We start from the raw sequence: 21,470 nt of genomic DNA on the forward strand, positions 1-21,470 counted from the left end.
GTCCCTCATTCAGTGACTGCCCCAGGGTTTTTCATGCCCTCCTTCCTGTGGCAAGCAGATTGCTATCAGGCCAAAAGGTTATTTCTGTACAGGATGTGAATTTAAAATCTGGAAGAACTTCTCTGGCAAGGCTCTTTCTGACAAGCAAGTAGAAACCTTACTAACAAAAGGTATTACAGGAGAGTTAAAAGGGTTTGTTAGTTCCAGGACGAATAAAGAATTTTCGGCTAAAGTTAAATTGATTGATAAAGCAACAGGAAAATTAGGGTTTGAATTTACCCCCAAAAAGTAGCAATAGTTGATTATCCCTTGTTCTCCATATTATAACATCCAATGGCACGTCTGAAGCATCCGATTAACCAGGGGTGGTTTGTCAGTCTTCAGATTGTGCCGTTAGCATGAAAAGGAGAATATGACAAAAATGAAACTTTTTGATGTGAGGAAATAAAGCTAAGGCTGAAAAGACAGCCTTAGCTTTTGTTGTATTAAATATCTTATCTGTTATACAGGTTGTACGATAACATCTGGCGATGGTTGCAATATAGCATTTACAGCATCAGTGATTGGGGTTTCTTTATTGCAAAGCGCAGTCAGATACATGACGGCTGCTGAAGCCTGATTCAAAGTTATTGCTGAATCTGGATTATCCATTCTTTTGACCATTTCCATGACAATATCTTTTTCGGTTAAACCGTTAGCTATTGCGCGTTGTAATGCCTTGCGTTCTTTACGAAATGCACCTTGTTGGGTTAATGTTTTTTTCATAAATCCCCCCTTTTATTGGTTGACATATGGGTGTGATTGTGATTTCGAGAAACAGGCTATCAGATGTTTTTGTGTAGCTCAATAGCTTGCTTTTTTATTTATCGCTATTGTCAATAAGAATAATGTAATTATTTGTATTTTTTTTGTAATTTTGTTTATGATCATTTAATGCGTTGATTACCAGAAAGTTTCGCCGGAAACGCGATGTGCGGCCGGGTTTGAGGCTAACTGATCTGATAAAATTTAGTGACTTACCACTGAATAATAGGGAGAGTTTAATATGTCTTGGAAACAAAAAGTTGCACGAGGATTTGGGGATATTGATTGTATTTTTGCCGTGCACCCGCTTGATCATAAGGATGCCCAGGAAGCCATGAGTGCGGCAAAGGCAGCAGGAGCAACCTTCCAAGATTTTGAAAAGGAAATGGTCTGGCACATTTACCAGAAAATGCCAAATTCGCCTGGGCTGCACAGCCATATCAAGGAACAGGTAGCTACAGCCAAACAAATGTGGCAGTGACATACAAGGCCGCATATGCGGCCTTTTTACTGCCTCTCATAATGTCAAAAAGGTTTTGTTTTTTATTGAAAAACCAGCATAATTCACAATGGAAGAAACATTGGAGCGAGAAGACCGATAGTTCGATCAGCCTGACGTATCAACAGATTCAGAAGACCGAAAGAACCGTCCGACAGTTGGGTGAGATTCCCTCTGACAACAAAAAACAACCGACCTTAATTGCCCAGAAAATCAAGGAAACGAGTATGAAGAAATCAACCTTCAATCTAAACTTTGTGGTTAGCTGGGCTGTTGTTCTGTCGGTTTTCGTTGGCGCTGGAGGCGCACAGTATATCTGTGCTCGATCCAATGTTTCTTCGTAGTGGTTCGCTGCTGATAGCACTTTTTGTTAAAAAAAACATAATGAATAGTGTACTATTCACCGTAACAACAGCTTCCTCCAGACTTTATGTCGTAAGAGTGGAAGCTTTTTTTTTGACTTTTTGATAGGGTTGTTGAATTGTCAGATCTCATTCCATACCAAAAACCTTACCAGTCAAGTACCGACTTGTGTCAGAAGCTGCAACGGGATGGTTTAGTTATCACTGATGTTGGTAATGCGCGGAAAGTGCTTGAGAGATGTAGCTACTATCGATTTAAAGCCTATCTGATTCCTTTTCGTGATGAAACTACTCGCAGATATTATTCGGATGCAACTTTTGATAAAGCGCATGAGCTATATCTGTTTGATCAGGATTTACGGCTGTTGGTTTTTAAGTTGATTCAAAAAATCGAAATTGCCGTGCGTAGTTCTTTTGATTATTGGGTTACTGGAATAAATAAAAACTCTTTCTGGTATCTGGATTCGTCATTATTTAATAATAGTGATAATCATATCAAAACTGTTTCTAATGTTAGTGCCTCATTCAGGAAATCAAAAGAAGAGTTCGCAAAACATTATAAAGAAAAGTATTTTAATGAATACTGTCCATTTCATCGTGGATTGCCTCCTGGTTGGGTGTCAATTGAGTTATTAACCTTCGGTAATTTAAAAAGTCTGTTAGAGGCCTTTAACTCTGAAGCTATTGAAAGTTTGAAACTGGACAGATATGCGTCCAGAATTGCAGGTGCAAAAGACTACGCAACGCTTTTAAACTGGTTAACTGTCATTCATACAGTGCGGAATGATTGCTGTCACCACACCCGACTATTTAACAGAAACAGGCTTGCACCGAAGTCGGTGAAGAATTTACTTAATCCTGAAATTTCGCTTGTGAAAATGAATGGCACAAACCAGGATCAGTGTAACCGTATATACACATCTCTTGCCGTTATTCAGAATATGTTAAGCGCATTCGGGTTTGAAAAGTTTGGAGAAGATATTCAGGCACTTTTCGACAAATATCCGGTATCTAAATTATTCTATGCATCAATGGGATTTCCTGAACGCTGGAATGAGGAACGGTTATTTTTTTAATATAAGTAGGTTTATTTACCATATGAGGCCGCTAATGCGGCCTTTTTTACGCTTCTCTCGTTTAATTCCCCGCCTCACCCTGGACGTTGCGGTCATTCTGTCCAGATAATCACAGAGGTGTGTGTGATGCCCCCAACGGAAGCGGAACTTCGTAACTATCATGTTCGCTTTCGTATCTACGGATGAAGACGTTTACCTGCCTTTCCAGTAGCTCAAACAGTGAGATAAGTTCGGTGATAAGCCCTGCCACATAGCCCTCATCAATGATAATTTTGTGTTTGTTCAGTCTGATATTTTCTTTCCTATTACAATAGATTTCTATATCAGCCAGTCGCTCCGCCCTGTGCTTTTCAATCTCTCCTTCGGAGTGAACCAGAACGTGCCGGATTTGCTCCACTTTAAGCATATCTTCCCACAGTTTCCACAAGGTGCTCCCCTGATTCATATCAAAACCGGCTTCGCGCCGAAGAAACCTGCGGTAACGCTTTATGCATATTTTCTTAAAGTATTTATCGCACCTATCCTGCGGAAGCAGTTTGTTTATTTCCTCGCACATTGTCTTTATCTGGTGTTCGAAAAAATTGTACAGTGCGATAACCATAGATTTTCGATGCATCGATGGGTAAATATCACCGAACTCCTGAAATTCCCGACTGTAACTGCAAATAATATCTTCGTGATGACTTTCATCATTATTTTTAAAATGTTTGGAAATTTCATCAGAGATCAGCTTATCACTTTGTTTTATATTGTTTTCTGTATATTGATTATATGCTGAGTAATCAAAAAGATCTGACTTAGTGAAATGACAAAGGTGAAAAAGGGTTGTGTCGAAGAAATCTATAACATTGGGGTGACGAAATTCAGTATCCAGTTCCATAAACATCCTTCATCGCATGACAGCCTTAAGCTGTTGCCAGTCGCACTGTTAAAGTAAGTATTTATCATAATTCGAGAACAGACTGAAGGTACAGCACTTTCTGTCCAGTAGACTAACGGTTACACTCAGTTTCGTGTATACTCGATATTAAAAGCATCATTCTAGATGCTTTTAATATCAATACCTATGATGCAGGAGTTTGTAATGAATAAAGAACTTGCAATGAAATTATCACAAGATATGGCATATGTTCTTCTCGAAAATCCTAAAATAAACAATAGTATTTGTGAGTGTGTTCGCGAGTTTGTTCAGTGTACAGGTATTAGCAATGACAGATTTTCAATCGAACCTTCTTCCCAAAGAATTACTATAAAATTAAATGGCAAAGAGTATGAATATGTAACTGAAGGCAAGTCATATATAGATGTATTAAAACAGGTGTTTTATGAGCTCTACTATCTTCCAGTCTTGTCCTAATTATATCCTACTATAATATTTATAATCTATAGCCGCGCTAGCGGCTTTTATACTCAGCCTTGTTAACTCCCGCATCCCTTGGACATCTCAGTAATTGGGGTCTGAAGTCCAATGGAACGAAAACGTACGTTAGTGAAGTAACTGTCTGATATATCAAAACATAATGGACATAGAAAAACGCCATCAAAACGGTGTCTTTTTAATCGAAAATTGGTACTTAACGGACGGCATTGTCTACTAATCGATTTTTAAGACGATAATTTTCCTCTTACCGTACGTTTTCGTACGGTTGGCCCTCAAACCCCTATATCACTGGCGCTGACATCGTTAGCGGCCCTGACGTCCCGCTAACGCGGAGATGTGCCCTGACTGCGGGTAAATCCTTGTCGGGACCACTCCGACCGCGCACAGAGGCATTTTCATCGCTGACAGGCCACATGGCCTCGCAGGGCCGGAGGGGGACTGGTGATATTCGGACGACCGTACCGGCTTACGCCGGGCTTCGGCGGTTTTACACCTGTGCTACATGTAACCTCCGTATGCCGCCTTACATGCGTTGACGCGCATTATTTGCCTTGTTCCGTCTGAAAGTAATCACTATGATTAAATATGATTAACAACTAATCGGATATGCAAATGAAAAACAATAGTGCACAAGCAACAAAAGTCATTACCGCGCATGTGCCATTACCTATGGCTGATAAAGTCGACCAGATGGCCGCCAGACTGGAACGCTCCCGGGGCTGGGTTATCAAACAGGCGCTTTCTGCATGGCTTGCCCAGGAGGAGGAGCGTAATCGCCTGACGCTGGAAGCCCTGGACGATGTGACATCCGGACAGGTTATCGACCATCAGGCTGTACAGGCCTGGGCGGACAGCCTCAGTACTGACAATCCTTTACCGGTGCCACGCTGATGGAACTGAAGTGGACCAGTAAGGCGCTTTCTGATTTGGCGCGGTTATATGATTTTCTGGTGCTGGCCAGTAAACCTGCTGCCGCCAGAACGGTGCAGTCCCTGACACAGGCACCGGTCATTCTGTTAACTCATCCACGTATGGGAGAACAGTTGTTTCAGTTTGAACCCAGAGAGGTCAGACGGATTTTTGCTGGCGAGTACGAAATCCGTTACGAACTTAATGGCCAGACTATTTATGTATTGCGCCTGTGGCACACACGAGAAAACAGGTAGATTGTGTGTCGGGACAACTTTAACATAGCCTGCAGGTATTAATTCTGGAGCATTATTATCAGGCCAGATATTTTGCATTCCATTAAATAATCTTGTAGGAGATAAAATGAATTACGATGAAATAACGAAAATCACTGCTGAACGTATTAGCGACTACATGACCGAAGCAGTTAATACAGACTCTAAAGCCGTTGCGGAAATGTTTCATAACGCTGCATGGGGAGTGCGAACATTGTGGTTTGAACTCGTCACAAAAATCGATATGGATATACATAAAAAGAACAGGTATGCGAGTTATGATCTTAGAAGGAAAATCGAAATGCAGCATGAAGAGTTTCAGAAAATGACAGAGCGCGAGCAAGTACCTTTATTGAAATCGCCAGAATGATGTTCAGCGGCTTCGCCCAGGTATTTTCTTTCGCCCCTTCTATGCCCTGCCGGACATTGTATAAATGTAACTCTGTCATACACGTTCATCGACAGGAATTTAAACCCTAAAAAGATTAAAAAACACCCCAAAACGGATGTTTATAAGCCGCAGCCGTCAGGCTTCCTGCTCGACCGGAACGATACACGATGCCGTTTTGCCGGACTCAGGAACCCGTAGTACAGCCGGCTGGTAGCTGGTACAAAGAGTTATTTTTCTGAGACCGAAAATCCACTGACGATGCGGGCAATAAAGACCAGTGAATAAATATAACCCGTGAGAATAACCAGAATAGTGGCATTACGAGCTGGCCAGCTGACGGCAACAATATCGCCATAGCCTACGGTCAGGATACTGATAAAAGAATAATAAAAAAGTTCATTCATCATCTGCAACTCATCATTTGACAGTCCACGGAACGCGCCAGGCATATGATTTTCTATCGCAGAAAACATGAAAAAACCTATATAGCCAATAAGCAGAAAACCACTCAGCGCAGCGCAGATGGACTCTGTGTTTACCCGGGTGGAGAAAATCACCTGGCGGAACACAATCACTGACAGAATGATGAAAAAGACCAGATAACTCCCGTAGTACAGCTGTATCATGGCATTGACGGGATGCAGCCAGTGTGTGGTGACAAACATTATCAGCAACACAATAAATGAAACGACCTGATAGCGACGCTGCAACAGATTAACGCCCGCCACAATCTGCAGCACGGTATTCAACTCGTACCCTGCAGCGCTCGGTGGAAACATATTGAGAAAGAAGGTGCTCAGCAGTGCTGTGAAAAGAAAAGCAAATTTGTGTTGTTTTATTATCTTTAACATAAAGGAAGCATTTCTGTTTGTTCAAATACCAAAGAGCAAAAGTTGTCTGTGAGTATGTGGAAAAATTGAGCAGAATTTCCCCCCCCGGGTGGCTCTCAGGTGCACCACCGCATCCGGGGCAGTGACTCATACATCTACCCCAGCTCTGCCAGACGGTAGCCCCGCCTAGGAAATAGTGTTAACAGGACGCATTAACGAACAATATAAAACAAATATATTTATAATTATTGATATTAGCAGAATTACTTGCTCTGCTAATAATGTCCAATCAAATGGCAATCTTATAATAAAAATGAAGATCATAAATTCAATAGCAATGCCTGAATATGTTATTGCAAGAACATAGAAATCTGTACGACTAACCTTGAGGTTTGCAGTAGTAATTATATTGTTATGTTTGAAATAAAAATAACATACATATGATGCCCAATAACTGTATATGATAGAAAAGAACCCACTTATGTAGATAATGTATGTGGTTGTTTCTTTGTGTTGTAAAAAGTAAGACATCATAATGGAAAATAAAGTTTTGATTCCGAAGGCAGCAAAAATAATAATCAATATGGAAAGTAATGTGCAGGCTGTAACTTTTGTGCCTTTTAGTAAACTCGTTGTTAAAATCTCTCGCTCGCGCTCCATGATTTTTTCTTTATGAAAATTCATTTTGTGTTTTTGGGAATTTTGCATTTCTTTGCTCTATCACTCTTAATTTTAATATTGCAATATTGTATGAATAACGACGGATTTGTCTATCGTTTTTTGATGATTACCCTAAAACGTTTTAAACACTTTTTTTGTTGTGAGCGTTTGTGATAATCTTTAAAAGATTATATGTCGTACATATGGTTTCAATAAAATTATTGGTAGATTTATCTATGAGCTGGTTTGAAAACATTTTTGGATTTGAAGAAACGTCATACTATGATACACAAGCTAAATTCTGCCAGCATGGTGCTGAATTATTTACGATGGATACACCATCGCGCTCCTTTCATTCTGGTTCACTTATTTTGCCAAGTCTTGCAGAACTACGAAAAGAAGTCTTAACCTTACCAGTTAAGCCTGTTGGAAAAATTAAACTGAGTGGGGTGCAGATTGATGCTTATGAACTGCATCGACGGCCTGAGGTGTGTGGTGCATTAATTCAGGTTGCCAGCCAGTTCAATCTACTGGAAATGCCAACCCAGTACACAACACCAGAGAAGGGTATCACCGGATATCAAAATGATAATACGCAAGGGCCTGCGTGCGCTATGGCTTGTGCTGCAGCAACTGTATACCGAAACTATCTGGTCAGAACGGGAGGGCAGATAGGGCAAACCAGTGATATCCAGCTTAATACCCTGGCTGACATGGATAAACTCATTGGCATTCCTGGAATCCGGATGCAAAATGGATATGCCATGATGTCACAAAAAACGTTGCTTGCTATTAGCCGTCATATTGAATCGCTGGATGAATCATTACTGGATAAATTAAGGCAATCCCTTCGTGTAGGGATGCATGTTAATACTGAAGTAACGATCCCCGGTGTCTCAAAGGAGCATCGGGTAACGCAAGTATTATGTTCTGCGTTACCAGTGGCATATCATCGTTACCCGGTTAATGACTGGAAACCTTTTGCATTATTGATACTTCAGGCATGTTATGAAGCAACCTTATTGGCCGGATTGATTAACTATCACTATACAGGAAACCCCAGAATATATTTAACCCTGGTTGGTGGTGGAGCTTTTGGCAACTCTCCAGAATGGATAACATCCGCACTCAGACGTGCTTTATGTCTTTTCAGAAATTACCCCCTGGATGTTTATCTGGTAAGCAATAGAAAATTACCTGTAGAGATATATGGATTTTTACATGAAATTGCTTGCCAATTATAAAAGATTTATATGGATTACACGATTGTAAATATATAGAGCAGGTGGTTAAATAAACCTGCTCTTTTTTTGTTATTTTTTTAACATAGAAAGATTGCGTCTGGTTTGTTCCTCGAAATCATCTTTCGGAGTGATGCTCTCTGATTTGTTTTCTGAAGATGCCTCTATAATGTTTTTTAGCGTACTTATATCAATCGATGTGGATTTGTATCCTGTTGTTTGCTCTATAAGTTTTACCAGATTTTCTGCAGTGATTTTCTCACTGAAAAAACCACTGATTAGCGTTAACAGTCGGGGGTCAACAGAATAAAGAGCTGCTCCACAAATAAGAGATTGTCTGTAGAAATCTCCCCGCATTTGTACTGGGAGAGAGTCAATTGTTTGTTGTGTCAGGCTGTCCTGCGGATAAAGTGTCGGGTGCAGGTATGCCACAACTTTCTTTCTTTTTTTCGGATCACTGCTTTCCATTACGCATGCACCATTGCTTTCACCAATGCAAACTGAGGTTCATCCACCTTGTTCACTTTCAGATTCGGGAAATATTGCTTTATGTGAGGGTAAATAAGTTCAGCTCCTCCGCCAGTGAGATAGATTCGGTTCATTCCTGAGAATGTTGAAATTTCCTGCCTGATGCTTTCTGCCAGAGATTTCACTTCACTGTCTATTACATGAGTTATGTTTTTTATTTCAGTTACATCATTTATTAATGTCTGGAGGTATTCATTATCATGTCTGTTTTTTATTAACTCATCAGCAATAAAATAATTACATGGTGTGGAGGCTTTCGTTAGCGCATTCATGACGGTATGAGTGATGCGGGATGTCCCAATTTCTGAATAACCACGGATTTCAGAAATGCCTTCAAATGCACCGAGAATTAAACCACAATCCAGAGTGGTTCCTCCAAGATCGATAATCAGGCTGCGTTCAAGTTTGTTTACTTTATCTTTCTTTAGTGATTCAAATGCAGCTGGCAAAGATTCAGGCATTACATTAACTTTTTTAATTTTAAATGTTTCCCCTTTATTCAGAGATATCTCACGGAGGACATTTGCCTTTTTCCTTTCTATTCTTTCTTCATTTGGTTGATTGTCATTATCAAAGAATTCGGTCACAGGTAATGTCACTGTCAGTTCTACATCCTGTGGCTGAAGGCCGGATGTCAGCAGTGCATGATGTATGGCAAGCAGATTGGTGGTGCTGTATTGATAACTGACATGTGTTGTACCTATGACAGCAGTGCTGCCCAAATCATAGGTGTATTTTTTCCCATCCACGACGTAATTGTAAACTTTGCCGGCATTAAACAGTCCCGGGTTCCAGCCTTCTTTAAAACTGTTTCCTGACAGACTGGTTCTTACCTCGCCATCTTCAAGCCAGGCCAGTTTTACGTTAGTTGAACCATCGTCGCATGATACTTTTAGCATTTTTCTTGCCTCATTTTGAGTTTGTATTTGGCTCAAATTGAGCATCTTTTATATCGATGCATCTTTTTGAGTTTTTGCTGTTCCTTATTGTGTCTCATTTTGGGCTTATGTCAAGCGGCGTGGCTCTTTTAGAGTCTCTACGCGTTCTTGTTGTGACTCAATTTGAGTTTTGTTGTTTTCTCATTTTGCGTCACGAACTGAGACGGAAACTACTTAACCAGGCCGTGCCGGCACGTTAACCGGGCTGCATCCGATGCAAGTGTGTCGCTGTCGCCGGCCTCCTCACCCGGTCACGTTTCGTCGTTCCTCCTCCACGCGCTGCGGCTTCGGGGCCGCACCTGCATTCGTATGCGGTCGCCCGGTTACAGGTGCGGCACGGCCTGATGGAGGCCGCATGTAAGAGGAGAATTCCCATGCCAAACTGGTGCAGTAACCGTATGTATTTTTCTGGTGAACCGGCAAAGATTGCTGAGATTAAACGACTGGCCAGCGGTGCAGTCACACCGCTTTATCGCCGCGCCACAAATGAAGGTATTCAGCTGTTTCTGGCCGGAAGTGCCGGACTTCTGCAGACTACTGAAGATATCCGGTTTGAACCGTGCCCCGGAGTGACGGCTGCCGGACGTGGTGTTGTATCGCCGGAGAATATCGCGTTCACCCGCTGGCTGACACACCTGCAGAACGGTGTGCTACTGGATGAACAAAACTGCCTGATGCTGCATGAACTCTGGCTGCAGAGTGGTACTGGCCAGCGTCGCTGGGAAGGATTACCGGATGAGGTCAGGGAAACCATCACCGTGCATTTCACCGCCAAAAGAGGTGACTGGTGTGGCTTCTGGAGTAACGAGGATGTATCGGTGTGGTGGAACCGTCTGTGTGACAACGTACTGCCGGAAAAAACCATGCCGTTTGACCTGCTGACGGTTTTGCCGACCCGCCTGGATGTTGAAGTGAATGGCTTTAACGGCGGTGTTCTGAACGGTGTTCCTTCTGCATATCACTGGTATACAGAACGGTATGGCGTGAAGTGGCCTTGTGGGTATGACCTGAATATCAGCAGTCAGGGGGAAAACTTCATTCAGGTGGATTTCGACACGCCGTGGTGTCAGCCGGAAAGCGACGTTGTTGCAGAATTAAGCCGCCGTTTCAGCTGCACGCTGGAGCACTGGTATGCCGAACAGGGCTGTGATTTCTGTGGCTGGCAGTTGTATGAGCGCGGAGAGCTCGTTGATGTGCTGTGGGGGGAACTGGAATGGTCTTCCCCGACAGATGACGATGAGCTGCCGGAAGTCACCGGACCTGCGTGGATAGTCGACAATGTGGCGCATTATGGCGGATGAAGTATGACGGAGACGGGCGGGCAACCGCCCGTTTCTTTTCCGACAAAGGATGTCGCTGTGCTCCCTTTTTACTGCGCCGGCTGACGCGGCGCGGCAGGAACGCTGCCTGTGGTCAGTGTCCCGCGTCCGGCCGGGCACGGGACGGGCGCTTTTACCGCTCCGGGCTGGCGTCGGTGACAGTGTACGCCAGCCCGTCGCCCTTTTCTGATGAACGCCCTTCAAGCCGCTTTCGCGGCATATTCTCGCCGTCAAACAGACGACGGCTGCGATATTCCACGGTCGGCCTGACCCGTTACCGGACGCGGTGAACAGCCCACAGGCAGCGGGGAACGGGCGCCACAGGGGTGCCCTCCCGGTGCCCTCTGTAAGAGGAGGAGTGCTGTTATGTCCCGTTTTATCCTGGGTGACTGCGTGCGTGTTATGGCCACGATTCCTGATAACGCCATTGATTTCATCTTAACCGACCCACCATATCTCGTCGGTTTTCGTGACCGTTCCGGGCGCACCATTGCCGGTGACGTTAACGATGACTGGCTGCAACCTGCCAGTAATGAGATGTACCGCGTACTCAAAAAAGACGCACTGATGGTCAGCTTCTATGGCTGGAACCGTATTGACCGCTTTATGGCAGCCTGGAAACGCGCCGGATTCAGCGTTGTAGGGCACCTTGTGTTCACCAAAAGCTACACATCCAAATCTGCGTATGTCGCGTACCGTCACGAATGCGCCTATATCCTGGCAAAAGGCCGTCCGGCGCTGCCTCAGAAGCCATTACCCGACGTGCTGGGCTGGAAATATTCGGGCAACCGCCATCACCCGACGGAAAAGCCTGTTACCAGCCTGCAACCGCTGATTGAGAGCTTCACACACCCGAACGCAATTGTGCTGGACCCGTTTGCAGGCAGCGGCTCAACCTGCGTGGCCGCCCTTCAGTCCGGACGCCGGTATATCGGTATCGAGCTGCTTGAACAGTATCACCGTGCCGGACAGCAACGACTGGCCGCCGTGCAACGGGCCATGCAGCAGGGGGCCGCGAATGATAACTGGTTTGAACCGGAGGCTGCGTAAATGAACTATGCCGGACACGAAAAACTGCGCGCCGAAGTGGCGGAGGTGGCCAATGCCATGTGCGACCTGCGTACAACCATGAATGAGATGGAGCAGCGGTACAGCTTTAATGCCGACACCCTGCCGGAACGTCTGGTGCGTCAGACGCTGTTTCGCGCAAACCGCCTCCTGATGGAGGCATATACCGAAATTCTTGAACTGGATGCGTGCTTCAAAGATTAAGGGGGAGACGAAATGTACGGAACATGCGAAACGCTCTGCCGTGAGCTGGCAGCAAAGTATCCGGGAGACACGCCGCTGATGCTGCTTATCTGGTCCCCGGAAGAGATTCAGGCACTGGCTGACGGTATGGAAATTTCTCTGACCGATCATGAAATCAGGACCGTCCTGGCGCGCCTGGAGGACATCCCGGAAGACCAGCGGACCGAATCCGGTATTTCTTCCGGCGTGGCGATGGAGATCATCAATAACGTGAGAGAAAACCGCCAGGTGACCGTCCCGGCTGAACTGCTGGCGTCCCTGATTCAGACCGCCGAACAGGCACTGTGGAAACGTGAATGGGCCGCCCGTGATTACGGCCTCGCCGTCCCGGAATGCGTCACCCGCCGTCAGGCGGTGGTTAATCAGGCCCGCATCCTGCTGAAAAACAACACACACGAAAACGACTGATGTTATCGCCGCCTCCGGGCGGCGATTCAGGGAGACCATGAATCATGAATAAAACGCTGAATGCACTGGTTTGTCGTCACGCCCGTAACCTGCTGCTGGCGCAGGGCTGGCCGGAAGAGACGGATATTGAACAACTGAACCCGCACTATCCGGGCTGGATCAGCATTTATGTGCGGCTGGATGCGCCCCGGCTGGCGACGTTACTTATCAACCGCCACGATGGCGTGCTGCTGCCGATCCTGGTATCTGCCGTGCAAAAAATGACCGGAACCGGGGCGGAAGTTGTACTGTCCGGTAGCCAGTGGCAGGCGCTGCCGGTACTTCCGGCAGACGGAACGCAGGTGTCTTTCCCGTATGCCGGTGAGTGGCTGGCAGAAGACGAAATCAGGGCTGTACTTGCGGCGGTGCGCGATGCAATACGAAGCATCTGTTACCAGGTGGCAGAAGATACGCGGCGTATCCGGGCGGCGCTGACCACCACCGGTCAGACGTTGCTGACCCGCCAGACGCGCCGCTTTCGTCTGGTCGTGAAGGAAAGCGATTACCCCTGCTGGCTTGATGAAGATGACGAAAATCTGCCCGAGGTGCTCAATGCCATCCTGAACCGTGGCGCACGTTTTTCGTCGGTGGAAATGTACCTGGTCAGTGAGTGTGTGGAACATATCCTGGCCAGTGGCCTGGTCTGCGATGTGCTGCGTATACCGGATGAACCGCCCCGCCGCTGGTTTGACAGGGATATTCTGCGGGAGGTGGTCCTGGAGGCACGGGATGAAATCCGCAGTATGGCGGATGCCCTGGCAAAAATCCGGAAATGATGACGTTGGCGGGGAAAATCCCCGCCTTTTTCCTGCCGGTCACCGGAAAGAGCACAAAGGAAGTCGCCGCCGGCTCCGCTTTACCCGGCCATGCGGGGCATGGCCTTGTGGATTTTCAGTTATGTGGCCGCCGTGTCGTGTGCGGGCTGTGCCGTGCCTCCATCTTAGCCGGGCTGGCGGGGATGCAAGGGTACGCTTCGCCGCTGCGGTCACCCGGTCCCTCCTTCCCGCCTGCCGTGATTTTCCGGTCGTTCGTCCGCTCAGGTTTCGCGGCCTCACCCTGCAACTCCCGTCAGCCGTGTGCGTCAGGCTGCGGCTTCCCTTGCGCCCTGTGCATCCCCGCCTTATCGCCCGGCTTTTATGGAGGCACGGCACCGCCCGGTGTCGCGGAATATGTGAACAACGGAGGAAAACATCATGCAGTATGCGAAAGCTGTCACCCTGAACGTTGAAGAGTGCGACCGCCTCTCCTTTCTGCCTTACCTGTTTGGCCAGGATTTTCTGTATGCCGAAGCGTCTGTGTACGCGCTGGCGAAAAAAATGATGCCGGAATATGAAGGCGGATTCTGGCACTTCATTCGCCTGCCGGACGGTGGCGGTTACATGATGCCGGATGGCAACCGTTTTCATCTGGTTAACGGTGAAAACTGGTTTGACCGCACGGTCAGTGCCGATGCCGCAGGCATCATTCTGACTTCCCTTGTGATTAACCGTCAGTTGTGGCTGTACCACGACAGCGGTAACGCAGGATTGACACATCTGTACCGGATGCGCGATGCGCAGTTGTGGAGCCACATCGAATTTCACCCCGAATGCAACGCGATTTACGCGGCACTGGACTGATTAACGGACGGGGCGGCAATGCCGCCCCTGTAAAGGAGACGAGAACATGTACTGTACTGTTAAAGAAATTATCCGCGATGTACTGGATACAGACGTGCCGGACAGTGAATGCGTTTTTGCCGTGGTGCTGACCCGTGGGGATGTGCGCCATATGGCTCAGGACTGGAACCTGTCAGACGATGAGCTGGAAACCGTCATGCAGCGACTGGACGATGCTTTTGTATATGGCGCATGTGACAGAGTTGTTTCCGATATTGTCAATGAACTGATGGATAATTCACAGCTCCCGATGAGGGCAACAAATGCCGCGTGGCCTGGAATTACTGATTGCACAAACAATTTTGCAGGGTTTCGATGCCCAGTATGGTCGATTCCTCGAAGTGACTTCCGGGGCGCAGCAGCGTTTCGAACAGGCCGACTGGCACGCTGTCCAGCAGGCGATGAAAAATCGTATCCATCTTTACGATCATCACGTGGGTCTGGTGGTGGAGCAGTTACGCTGCATTACTAACGGCCAAAGCACGAATGCGGCATTTTTACTGCACGTCAAAGAGCATTACACCCGGCTATTGCCGGACTACCCGCGCTTCGAGATTGCGGAGAGTTTTTTCAACTCCGTATACTGTCGGTTATTTGACCACCGCTCGCTTACTCCCGAGCGGCTTTTTATCTTTAGCTCCCAGCCGGAACGCCGCTTTCGTACCATTCCGCGCCCGCTGGCCAAAGACTTTTACCCCGATCACGGCTGGGAATCACTGCTGATGCGCGTTATTAGCGACTTGCCGCTACGCCTGTGCTGGCAGAATAAAAGCCGTGATATCAACTATATCATTCTTCATCTGACGGAAACGCTGGGGACAGATAACCTCGCTGAAAGTCATCTACAGGTGGCGAACGAACTGTTTTACCGTAATAAAGCCGCCTGGCTGGTGGGCAAACTGATAACGCCTTCCGGCACGTTGCCATTTTTGCTGCCGATCCACCAGACGGACGACGGCGAGTTGTTTATTGATACCTGCCTGACGACGACCGCCGAAGCGAGCATCGTCTTTGGCTTCGCGCGATCCTATTTTATGGTTTACGCGCCGCTGCCTGCCGCACTGGTCGAGTGGCTACGGGAGATTCTGCCGGGTAAAACTACCGCAGAACTGTATATGGCTATCGGTTGCCAGAAGCATGCCAAAACCGAAAGTTACCGTGAATATCTCGTTTATTTACAAGGATGTAATGAGCAGTTTATTGAAGCGCCGGGCATTCGTGGGATGGTCATGCTGGTGTTCACGCTGCCGGGCTTTGATCGGGTATTCAAAGTCATCAAAGACAAATTCGCCCCGCAGAAAGAGATGTCAGCGGCTCACGTCCGCGCCTGCTATCAACTGGTAAAAGAGCACGATCGCGTAGGAAGGATGGCGGATACCCAGGAGTTTGAAAACTTTGTACTGGAGAAGCGACATATTTCCCCGTCATTAATGGATTTGCTGCTTCAGGAAGCGCCAGAAAAAATCACCGATCTGGGCGAACAAATTGTGATTCGCCATCTCTATATCGAACGGCGGATGGTGCCTCTCAATATTTGGCTTGAACAGGTTGAGGGTCAGCAACTGCGTGATGCTATAGAAGAGTACGGCAACGCTATTCGCCAGCTTGCCGCCGCCAATATTTTCCCCGGTGATATGCTGTTTAAAAACTTTGGCGTCACCCGACACGGGCGCGTGGTGTTTTATGATTACGATGAAATTTGCTACATGACGGAAGTGAATTTCCGCGACATCCCACCGCCGCGCTACCCGGAAGACGAACTCGCCAGCGAACCGTGGTATAGCGTCTCGCCGGGCGATGTTTTCCCGGAAGAGTTCCGCCACTGGCTATGCGCCGACCCACGCATTGGTCCACTGTTCGAGGAAATGCACGCCGACCTGTTCCGCGCCGATTACTGGCGCGCTCTACAAAACCGCATCCGCGAAGGACATGTGGAAGATGTTTATGCATATCGGCGCAGACAGCGGTTTAGCGTGCGGTTTGTATAAATCAGAGGCGAAAAGTCACCGCATTCCACCATACGCCAGCGTTACTTCCTTCGCCGCTTTAATTACCATCGCGCCAAACTCAGTCACGCGGTCATCGGTAATACGTGAAATCGGCCCGGAAATTGAAATTGCGGCAAACGGTTCGCGGTGTTCATCGAAAATACACGCAGCCAGGCAACGCAGTCCCAGCGCATGTTCTTCATCATCAAATGAATAACCGCGTTTGCGTGTCTGCGCGAGGTCTTCTTTTAAATGCACAGGAGAAACCAGCGTCGCGTGGGTATAGGCATGTAACCCTTTGCGATGCAGCAGCTTTGTCACCTGTTCTTCACTCAGTTGAGCCAAAAAGGCTTTACCGGCACCGGAAGCATGCATCGGCAATTTACCGCCAATAGGGGCGGACATTCGCATCAGATGCGTACACTGCACCTGATCGATAATAATCGCCTCGTGATCGCTTTGATCGAGCACAGCCATATTGACCGTTTCGCCAGATTCTTCCATCAGATCGCGCAGTATAGGATGGACAATAGCTAACAAATTACGGCTCTGGAGAAAACTGCTACCGACCATAAATGCATGCGCGCCGATCGCCCAGTGACCCAGCTCACCGACCTGACGCACAAAGCCCTGTTGTTGCATAGTGGTTAGCAGACGGTGGGTGGTGGAATTGGGTAATCCGGCTTGCTGTGCCAGTTCGGTTAGTGCCACACTGCCATTGGATTCGGCAATCCACTCCAGTAATTTCAGGCCACGCGTTAAAGACTGAACCTGTCCAGTCGCGGGGGCGCTGGTTGCGGCAGGTTTTCTACCGCGTTTTGCGGGAATGGGTGCGACCATGACAGCCTCCTTTTTCTGTATCGTGGAAATCATTTTCATTTTTATTGTTAACTAATGCAACAGTTGCTGTACTGATCCGATGAGTTAATGTTGAACAAATCTCATGTTGCGTAGTGGTCGCTTTTACCACTGATGCGTTTGTGCCAGTATGGTTTGTTGAATTTTTATTAAATCTGGGTTGAGCGTGTCGGGAGCAAGTGTGAGCAGCAAAGTTGAACAACTGCGTGCGCAGTTAAATGAACGTATTCTGGTGCTGGACGGCGGTATGGGCACCATGATCCAGAATTATCGTCTGAACGAAGCCGATTTTCGCGGTGAGCGTTTTGCCGACTGGCCGTGCGATCTAAAAGGCAACAACGACCTGCTGGTACTCAGTAAACCTGATGTGATTGCCGCGATCCACAACGCTTACTTTGAAGCGGGCGCGGATATCATCGAAACCAACACCTTCAACTCCACGACTATTGCGATGGCGGATTACCAGATGGAATCCCTGTCAGCAGAAATCAACTTTGCAGCAGCGAAACTGGCACGTGCCTGCGCTGACGAGTGGACCGCCCGCACGCCGGGGAAACCACGCTACGTTGCTGGTGTTCTCGGCCCAACCAATCGCACAGCATCTATTTCTCCGGATGTAAACGATCCGGCATTTCGCAATATCACCTTTGACCAACTGGTGGCGGCTTATCGTGAATCCACCAAAGCGCTGGTGGAAGGCGGTGTAGACCTGATTCTGATTGAAACTGTTTTCGACACTCTTAACGCGAAAGCGGCGGTCTTTGCGGTGAAAACCGAGTTTGAAGCGCTGGGTGTGGAGTTGCCGATTATGATTTCCGGCACCATTACCGACGCCTCCGGGCGCACGCTCTCCGGTCAGACAACCGAGGCATTTTACAACTCCCTGCGGCATGCCGAAGCGCTGACCTTTGGCCTCAACTGCGCACTGGGGCCAGACGAACTGCGTCAGTACGTGCAGGAACTTTCGCGTATTGCCGAATGCTACGTCACCGCGCACCCGAATGCCGGACTGCCAAACGCCTTTGGTGAATACGATCTCGATGCTGACACAATGGCGAAACAGATTCGCGAATGGGCTGAATCGGGTTTCCTGAATATTGTCGGCGGCTGCTGTGGCACGACGCCACAACATATTGCTGCGATGAGCCGTGCAGTTGAAGGATTAGCACCGCGCAAACTGCCTGATATCCCCGTAGCCTGCCGTTTGTCCGGACTGGAGCCGCTGAACATTGGCGACGATAGTTTGTTTGTTAACGTTGGTGAACGAACTAACGTAACCGGTTCCGCTAAGTTCAAACGTCTGATCAAAGAAGAGAAATATAGCGAGGCGCTGGACGTGGCGCGTCAGCAGGTGGAAAACGGCGCGCAGATTATCGATATCAACATGGATGAAGGGATGCTCGACGCCGAAGCGGCGATGGTGCGTTTCCTCAGTCTGATTGCTGGCGAGCCGGATATCGCTCGCGTGCCGATTATGATCGATTCTTCGAAATGGGACGTCATCGAAAAAGGACTGAAGTGTATTCAGGGCAAAGGCATTGTTAACTCTATCTCGATGAAAGAGGGCGTTGAAACCTTTATCCATCATGCCAAATTATTACGCCGTTACGGTGCGGCGGTGGTGGTAATGGCCTTTGACGAACAGGGCCAGGCCGATACCCGCGCACGGAAAATCGAGATTTGCCGTCGGGCGTACAAAATCCTCACCGAGGAAGTCGGCTTCCCGCCGGAAGATATCATTTTCGACCCGAACATCTTCGCTGTCGCCACCGGGATTGAAGAGCATAACAATTACGCGCAGGATTTCATCGGCGCGTGCGAAGACATTAAACGCGAACTGCCGCACGCACTCATCTCCGGTGGCGTCTCCAACGTTTCCTTCTCGTTCCGTGGCAACGACCCGGTGCGCGAAGCTATTCACGCGGTGTTCCTCTACTACGCCATCCGTAACGGTATGGATATGGGGATCGTCAACGCCGGACAACTGGCGATTTACGACGATCTGCCTGCGGAACTGCGCGACGCGGTGGAAGATGTGATCCTTAACCGTCGCGACGATGGTACAGAGCGTTTACTGGAACTTGCCGAAAAATATCGCGGCAGTAAAACCGACGACACCGCCAACGCCCAACAGGCGGAGTGGCGCTCGTGGGACGTGAAGAAACGCCTGGAGTACTCGTTGGTCAAAGGCATTACTGAGTTTATCGAACAGGACACCGAAGAAGCTCGTCAACAAGCCGCTCGCCCGATTGAAGTGATTGAAGGGCCGCTGATGGACGGAATGAACGTCGTCGGTGACCTGTTTGGTGAAGGGAAAATGTTTTTGCCGCAGGTGGTGAAATCGGCACGCGTTATGAAGCAGGCGGTGGCGTATCTCGAACCGTATATTGAAGCCAGCAAAGAGCAGGGTAAAACCAACGGTAAGATGGTGATCGCCACCGTGAAGGGTGACGTGCACGATATCGGTAAAAATATTGTTGGTGTGGTGCTGCAATGTAACAACTATGAAATTGTTGATCTCGGCGTGATGGTGCCAGCGGAAAAAATCCTCCGCACTGCCAAAGAGGTGAATGCTGATTTGATTGGTCTTTCGGGGCTGATCACGCCGTCGCTGGACGAAATGGTCAACGTGGCGAAAGAGATGGAGCGTCAGGGCTTCACCATTCCGCTACTGATTGGCGGCGCGACTACCTCAAAAGCGCATACAGCGGTGAAAATCGAGCAAAACTACAGCGGCCCGACGGTTTACGTGCAAAACGCCTCGCGCACCGTTGGTGTTGTGGCGGCGCTGCTTTCCGACACTCAGCGTGACGACTTTGTCGCTCGTACCCGCAAAGAGTACGAAACCGTACGTATTCAGCACGGGCGCAAGAAACCGCGCACGCCACCGGTCACGCTGGAAGCGGCGCGCGATAACGATTTCGCTTTTGACTGGCAGGCCTATACGCCGCCTGTAGCGCACCGTCTCGGCGTGCAGGAAGTCGAAGCCAGCATCGAAACGCTGCGTAACTATATCGACTGGACGCCGTTCTTTATGACCTGGTCGCTGGCCGGAAAGTATCCGCGCATTCTGGAAGATGAAGTGGTGGGCGAAGAGGCAAAACGCCTGTTTAAAGACGCTAACGACATGCTGGATAAATTAAGCGCTGAAAAATCGCTGAATCCGCGCGGCGTGGTTGGCCTGTTCCCGGCAAACCGGGTGGGTGACGACATTGAAATCTATCGTGATGAAACACGCACGCATGTGATTAATATCAGCCACCATCTGCGCCAACAGACGGAAAAAACCGGCTTTGCTAACTACTGCCTCGCTGATTTTGTGGCACCGAAACTCTCCGGCAAAGCGGATTACATCGGTGCATTTGCCGTAACTGGCGGGCTGGAAGAGGACGCGCTGGCTGATGCCTTCGAAGCGCAGCACGATGATTACAATAAAATCATGGTGAAAGCGCTTGCCGACCGTTTAGCCGAAGCCTTTGCAGAATATCTTCATGAGCGCGTGCGTAAAGTCTACTGGGGCTACGCGCCGAATGAAAATCTCAGCAACGAAGACCTGATCCGCGAAAACTATCAGGGCATCCGCCCGGCACCAGGATATCCGGCCTGCCCGGAACATACGGAAAAAGCCACCATCTGGGAGCTGCTGGAAGTGGAAAAACACACCGGCATGAAACTCACGGAATCTTTCGCTATGTGGCCTGGCGCATCAGTTTCGGGTTGGTACTTCAGCCATCCGGACAGCAAGTACTACGCAGTGGCACAAATTCAGCGCGATCAGGTTGAAGACTATGCCCGCCGTAAAGGTATGAGCGTTTCTGATGTTGAACGCTGGCTGGCGCCGAATCTGGGGTATGACGCGGACTGATTCACAAATCTGTCACTTTTCTTTACAACAAACAGGGCACTCACGGAGTGCCCTGTCTCTTTATTGATAGTAAACACATATACTGGACTTATATCAGACCGGAAAAGCGCTTCCGGAACTGTTTCAGGCA

The 21,470-nt window shown here is 48.1% G+C and carries 20 protein-coding genes and 4 pseudogenes; 18 read left to right on the plus strand and 6 right to left on the minus strand.

Annotated features, from left to right (window positions below):
- Window positions 1-40: 40 nt before the first annotated feature.
- Window positions 41-292, plus strand: a pseudogene (locus ESM_RS1000000126720) (topoisomerase C-terminal repeat-containing protein); the annotation flags it as partial.
- Window positions 293-501: 209 nt separating this feature from the next.
- On the opposite strand, the gene ESM_RS0111945 reads toward ESM_RS1000000126720, so the two are convergent.
- Window positions 502-765, minus strand: a complete 264-nt coding sequence (locus ESM_RS0111945) for a hypothetical protein (protein WP_000753312.1) — start codon at window positions 763-765, stop codon at window positions 502-504.
- Window positions 766-1,045: 280 nt separating this feature from the next.
- Here ESM_RS0111945 and ESM_RS01000000124760 point away from each other — a divergent pair, with 280 nt between their 5' ends.
- Window positions 1,046-1,285: a hypothetical protein gene (locus ESM_RS01000000124760; RefSeq protein ID WP_000118581.1), complete on the plus strand. Its 240-nt coding sequence runs from the start codon at window positions 1,046-1,048 to the stop codon at window positions 1,283-1,285.
- Window positions 1,286-1,784: 499 nt separating this feature from the next.
- Window positions 1,785-2,741, plus strand: coding sequence for an Abi family protein (locus ESM_RS0111960; protein ID WP_001281419.1), 957 nt, complete (start codon window positions 1,785-1,787; stop codon window positions 2,739-2,741).
- Window positions 2,742-2,850: 109 nt separating this feature from the next.
- On the opposite strand, the gene ESM_RS0111965 is transcribed toward ESM_RS0111960, so the two are convergent.
- On the minus strand, window positions 2,851-3,621 hold the full coding sequence (locus ESM_RS0111965) for a hypothetical protein (protein ID WP_000418053.1): 771 nt from the start codon (window positions 3,619-3,621) through the stop codon (window positions 2,851-2,853).
- Between the two features lie 204 nt (window positions 3,622-3,825).
- Between ESM_RS0111965 and ESM_RS0111970 the strand changes: the two genes are divergently transcribed.
- From ESM_RS0111970 to ESM_RS0111985, 4 genes and pseudogenes are all read left to right on the plus strand, one after another.
- On the plus strand, window positions 3,826-4,098 hold the full coding sequence (locus tag ESM_RS0111970; RefSeq protein WP_001031147.1) for a hypothetical protein: 273 nt from the start codon (window positions 3,826-3,828) through the stop codon (window positions 4,096-4,098).
- Window positions 4,099-4,728: 630 nt separating this feature from the next.
- On the plus strand, window positions 4,729-5,013 hold the full coding sequence (locus tag ESM_RS0111975; RefSeq protein WP_001674495.1) for a CopG family ribbon-helix-helix protein: 285 nt from the start codon (window positions 4,729-4,731) through the stop codon (window positions 5,011-5,013).
- Window positions 5,013-5,288, plus strand: coding sequence for a type II toxin-antitoxin system RelE/ParE family toxin (locus ESM_RS0111980; protein WP_000421257.1), 276 nt, complete (start codon window positions 5,013-5,015; stop codon window positions 5,286-5,288). Before ESM_RS0111975 ends, ESM_RS0111980 begins: the two co-directional genes overlap by 1 nt.
- 106 nt (window positions 5,289-5,394) lie before the next feature.
- Window positions 5,395-5,598, plus strand: a pseudogene (locus ESM_RS0111985) (hypothetical protein); the annotation flags it as partial.
- A gap of 326 nt (window positions 5,599-5,924) precedes the next feature.
- Here ESM_RS0111985 and ESM_RS0111990 read toward each other — a convergent pair.
- Window positions 5,925-6,548, minus strand: a complete 624-nt coding sequence (locus ESM_RS0111990; RefSeq protein ID WP_000912557.1) for a potassium channel family protein — start codon at window positions 6,546-6,548, stop codon at window positions 5,925-5,927.
- A gap of 875 nt (window positions 6,549-7,423) precedes the next feature.
- Between ESM_RS0111990 and ESM_RS0112000 the strand changes: the two genes are divergently transcribed.
- Complete coding sequence (locus ESM_RS0112000) at window positions 7,424-8,431, plus strand: hypothetical protein (RefSeq protein ID WP_000118335.1); 1,008 nt, start codon at window positions 7,424-7,426, stop codon at window positions 8,429-8,431.
- A gap of 69 nt (window positions 8,432-8,500) precedes the next feature.
- Here ESM_RS0112000 and ESM_RS0112005 read toward each other — a convergent pair whose 3' ends face one another.
- Complete coding sequence (locus ESM_RS0112005; protein ID WP_000445940.1) at window positions 8,501-8,896, minus strand: plasmid partitioning/stability family protein; 396 nt, start codon at window positions 8,894-8,896, stop codon at window positions 8,501-8,503.
- Window positions 8,896-9,855: a plasmid segregation protein ParM gene (locus ESM_RS0112010; RefSeq protein ID WP_000921959.1), complete on the minus strand. Its 960-nt coding sequence runs from the start codon at window positions 9,853-9,855 to the stop codon at window positions 8,896-8,898. Before ESM_RS0112010 ends, ESM_RS0112005 begins: the two co-directional genes overlap by 1 nt.
- 437 nt (window positions 9,856-10,292) lie before the next feature.
- On the opposite strand from ESM_RS0112010, the gene ESM_RS0112015 reads away from it, so the two are divergent.
- The 9 genes and pseudogenes from ESM_RS0112015 (at window position 10,293) to aceK (ending at window position 16,617) form a co-directional block, all read left to right on the plus strand.
- Window positions 10,293-11,195, plus strand: coding sequence for a DUF1281 domain-containing protein (locus tag ESM_RS0112015; protein ID WP_138922601.1), 903 nt, complete (start codon window positions 10,293-10,295; stop codon window positions 11,193-11,195).
- Between the two features lie 3 nt (window positions 11,196-11,198).
- A pseudogene (locus ESM_RS1000000127805) lies at window positions 11,199-11,503 on the plus strand (hypothetical protein).
- 76 nt (window positions 11,504-11,579) lie between these two features.
- Complete coding sequence (locus ESM_RS0112025) at window positions 11,580-12,263, plus strand: DNA methylase (RefSeq protein ID WP_000085890.1); 684 nt, start codon at window positions 11,580-11,582, stop codon at window positions 12,261-12,263.
- A complete protein-coding gene (locus ESM_RS0112030) occupies window positions 12,264-12,485 on the plus strand; it encodes a hypothetical protein (RefSeq protein ID WP_001104879.1) in 222 nt (73 codons plus the stop codon).
- A gap of 12 nt (window positions 12,486-12,497) precedes the next feature.
- Window positions 12,498-12,932, plus strand: a complete 435-nt coding sequence (locus ESM_RS0112035; RefSeq protein ID WP_000274440.1) for a DUF1380 family protein — start codon at window positions 12,498-12,500, stop codon at window positions 12,930-12,932.
- Window positions 12,933-12,976: 44 nt separating this feature from the next.
- Window positions 12,977-13,747 carry a hypothetical protein gene (locus tag ESM_RS1000000128450; protein WP_001044391.1) on the plus strand — a complete coding sequence of 257 codons (771 nt, stop codon included), beginning with the start codon at window positions 12,977-12,979 and terminating at the stop codon, window positions 13,745-13,747.
- A gap of 417 nt (window positions 13,748-14,164) precedes the next feature.
- Complete coding sequence (locus ESM_RS0112045) at window positions 14,165-14,590, plus strand: antirestriction protein (protein ID WP_001198870.1); 426 nt, start codon at window positions 14,165-14,167, stop codon at window positions 14,588-14,590.
- A 46-nt stretch (window positions 14,591-14,636) separates the two neighbouring features.
- Window positions 14,637-14,891 (plus strand): annotated as a pseudogene (locus ESM_RS01000000124770) (hypothetical protein); the annotation flags it as partial.
- Window position 14,892: 1 nt separating this feature from the next.
- Window positions 14,893-16,617 carry a bifunctional isocitrate dehydrogenase kinase/phosphatase gene (gene aceK / locus ESM_RS0112050; RefSeq protein WP_001137256.1) on the plus strand — a complete coding sequence of 575 codons (1,725 nt, stop codon included), beginning with the start codon at window positions 14,893-14,895 and terminating at the stop codon, window positions 16,615-16,617.
- A 15-nt stretch (window positions 16,618-16,632) separates the two neighbouring features.
- Here the strand turns inward: aceK and iclR are convergent, their stop codons facing one another.
- Window positions 16,633-17,457, minus strand: coding sequence for a glyoxylate bypass operon transcriptional repressor IclR (gene iclR, locus ESM_RS0112055; RefSeq protein ID WP_000226393.1), 825 nt, complete (start codon window positions 17,455-17,457; stop codon window positions 16,633-16,635).
- A 199-nt stretch (window positions 17,458-17,656) separates the two neighbouring features.
- Between iclR and metH the strand changes: the two genes are divergently transcribed.
- On the plus strand, window positions 17,657-21,340 hold the full coding sequence (gene metH / locus ESM_RS0112060; protein WP_000095945.1) for a methionine synthase: 3,684 nt from the start codon (window positions 17,657-17,659) through the stop codon (window positions 21,338-21,340).
- Window positions 21,341-21,470: the final 130 nt, after the last annotated feature.

Source organism: Escherichia sp. TW09308, from assembly GCF_000208565.1.
GTDB lineage: Bacteria > Pseudomonadota > Gammaproteobacteria > Enterobacterales > Enterobacteriaceae > Escherichia > Escherichia marmotae.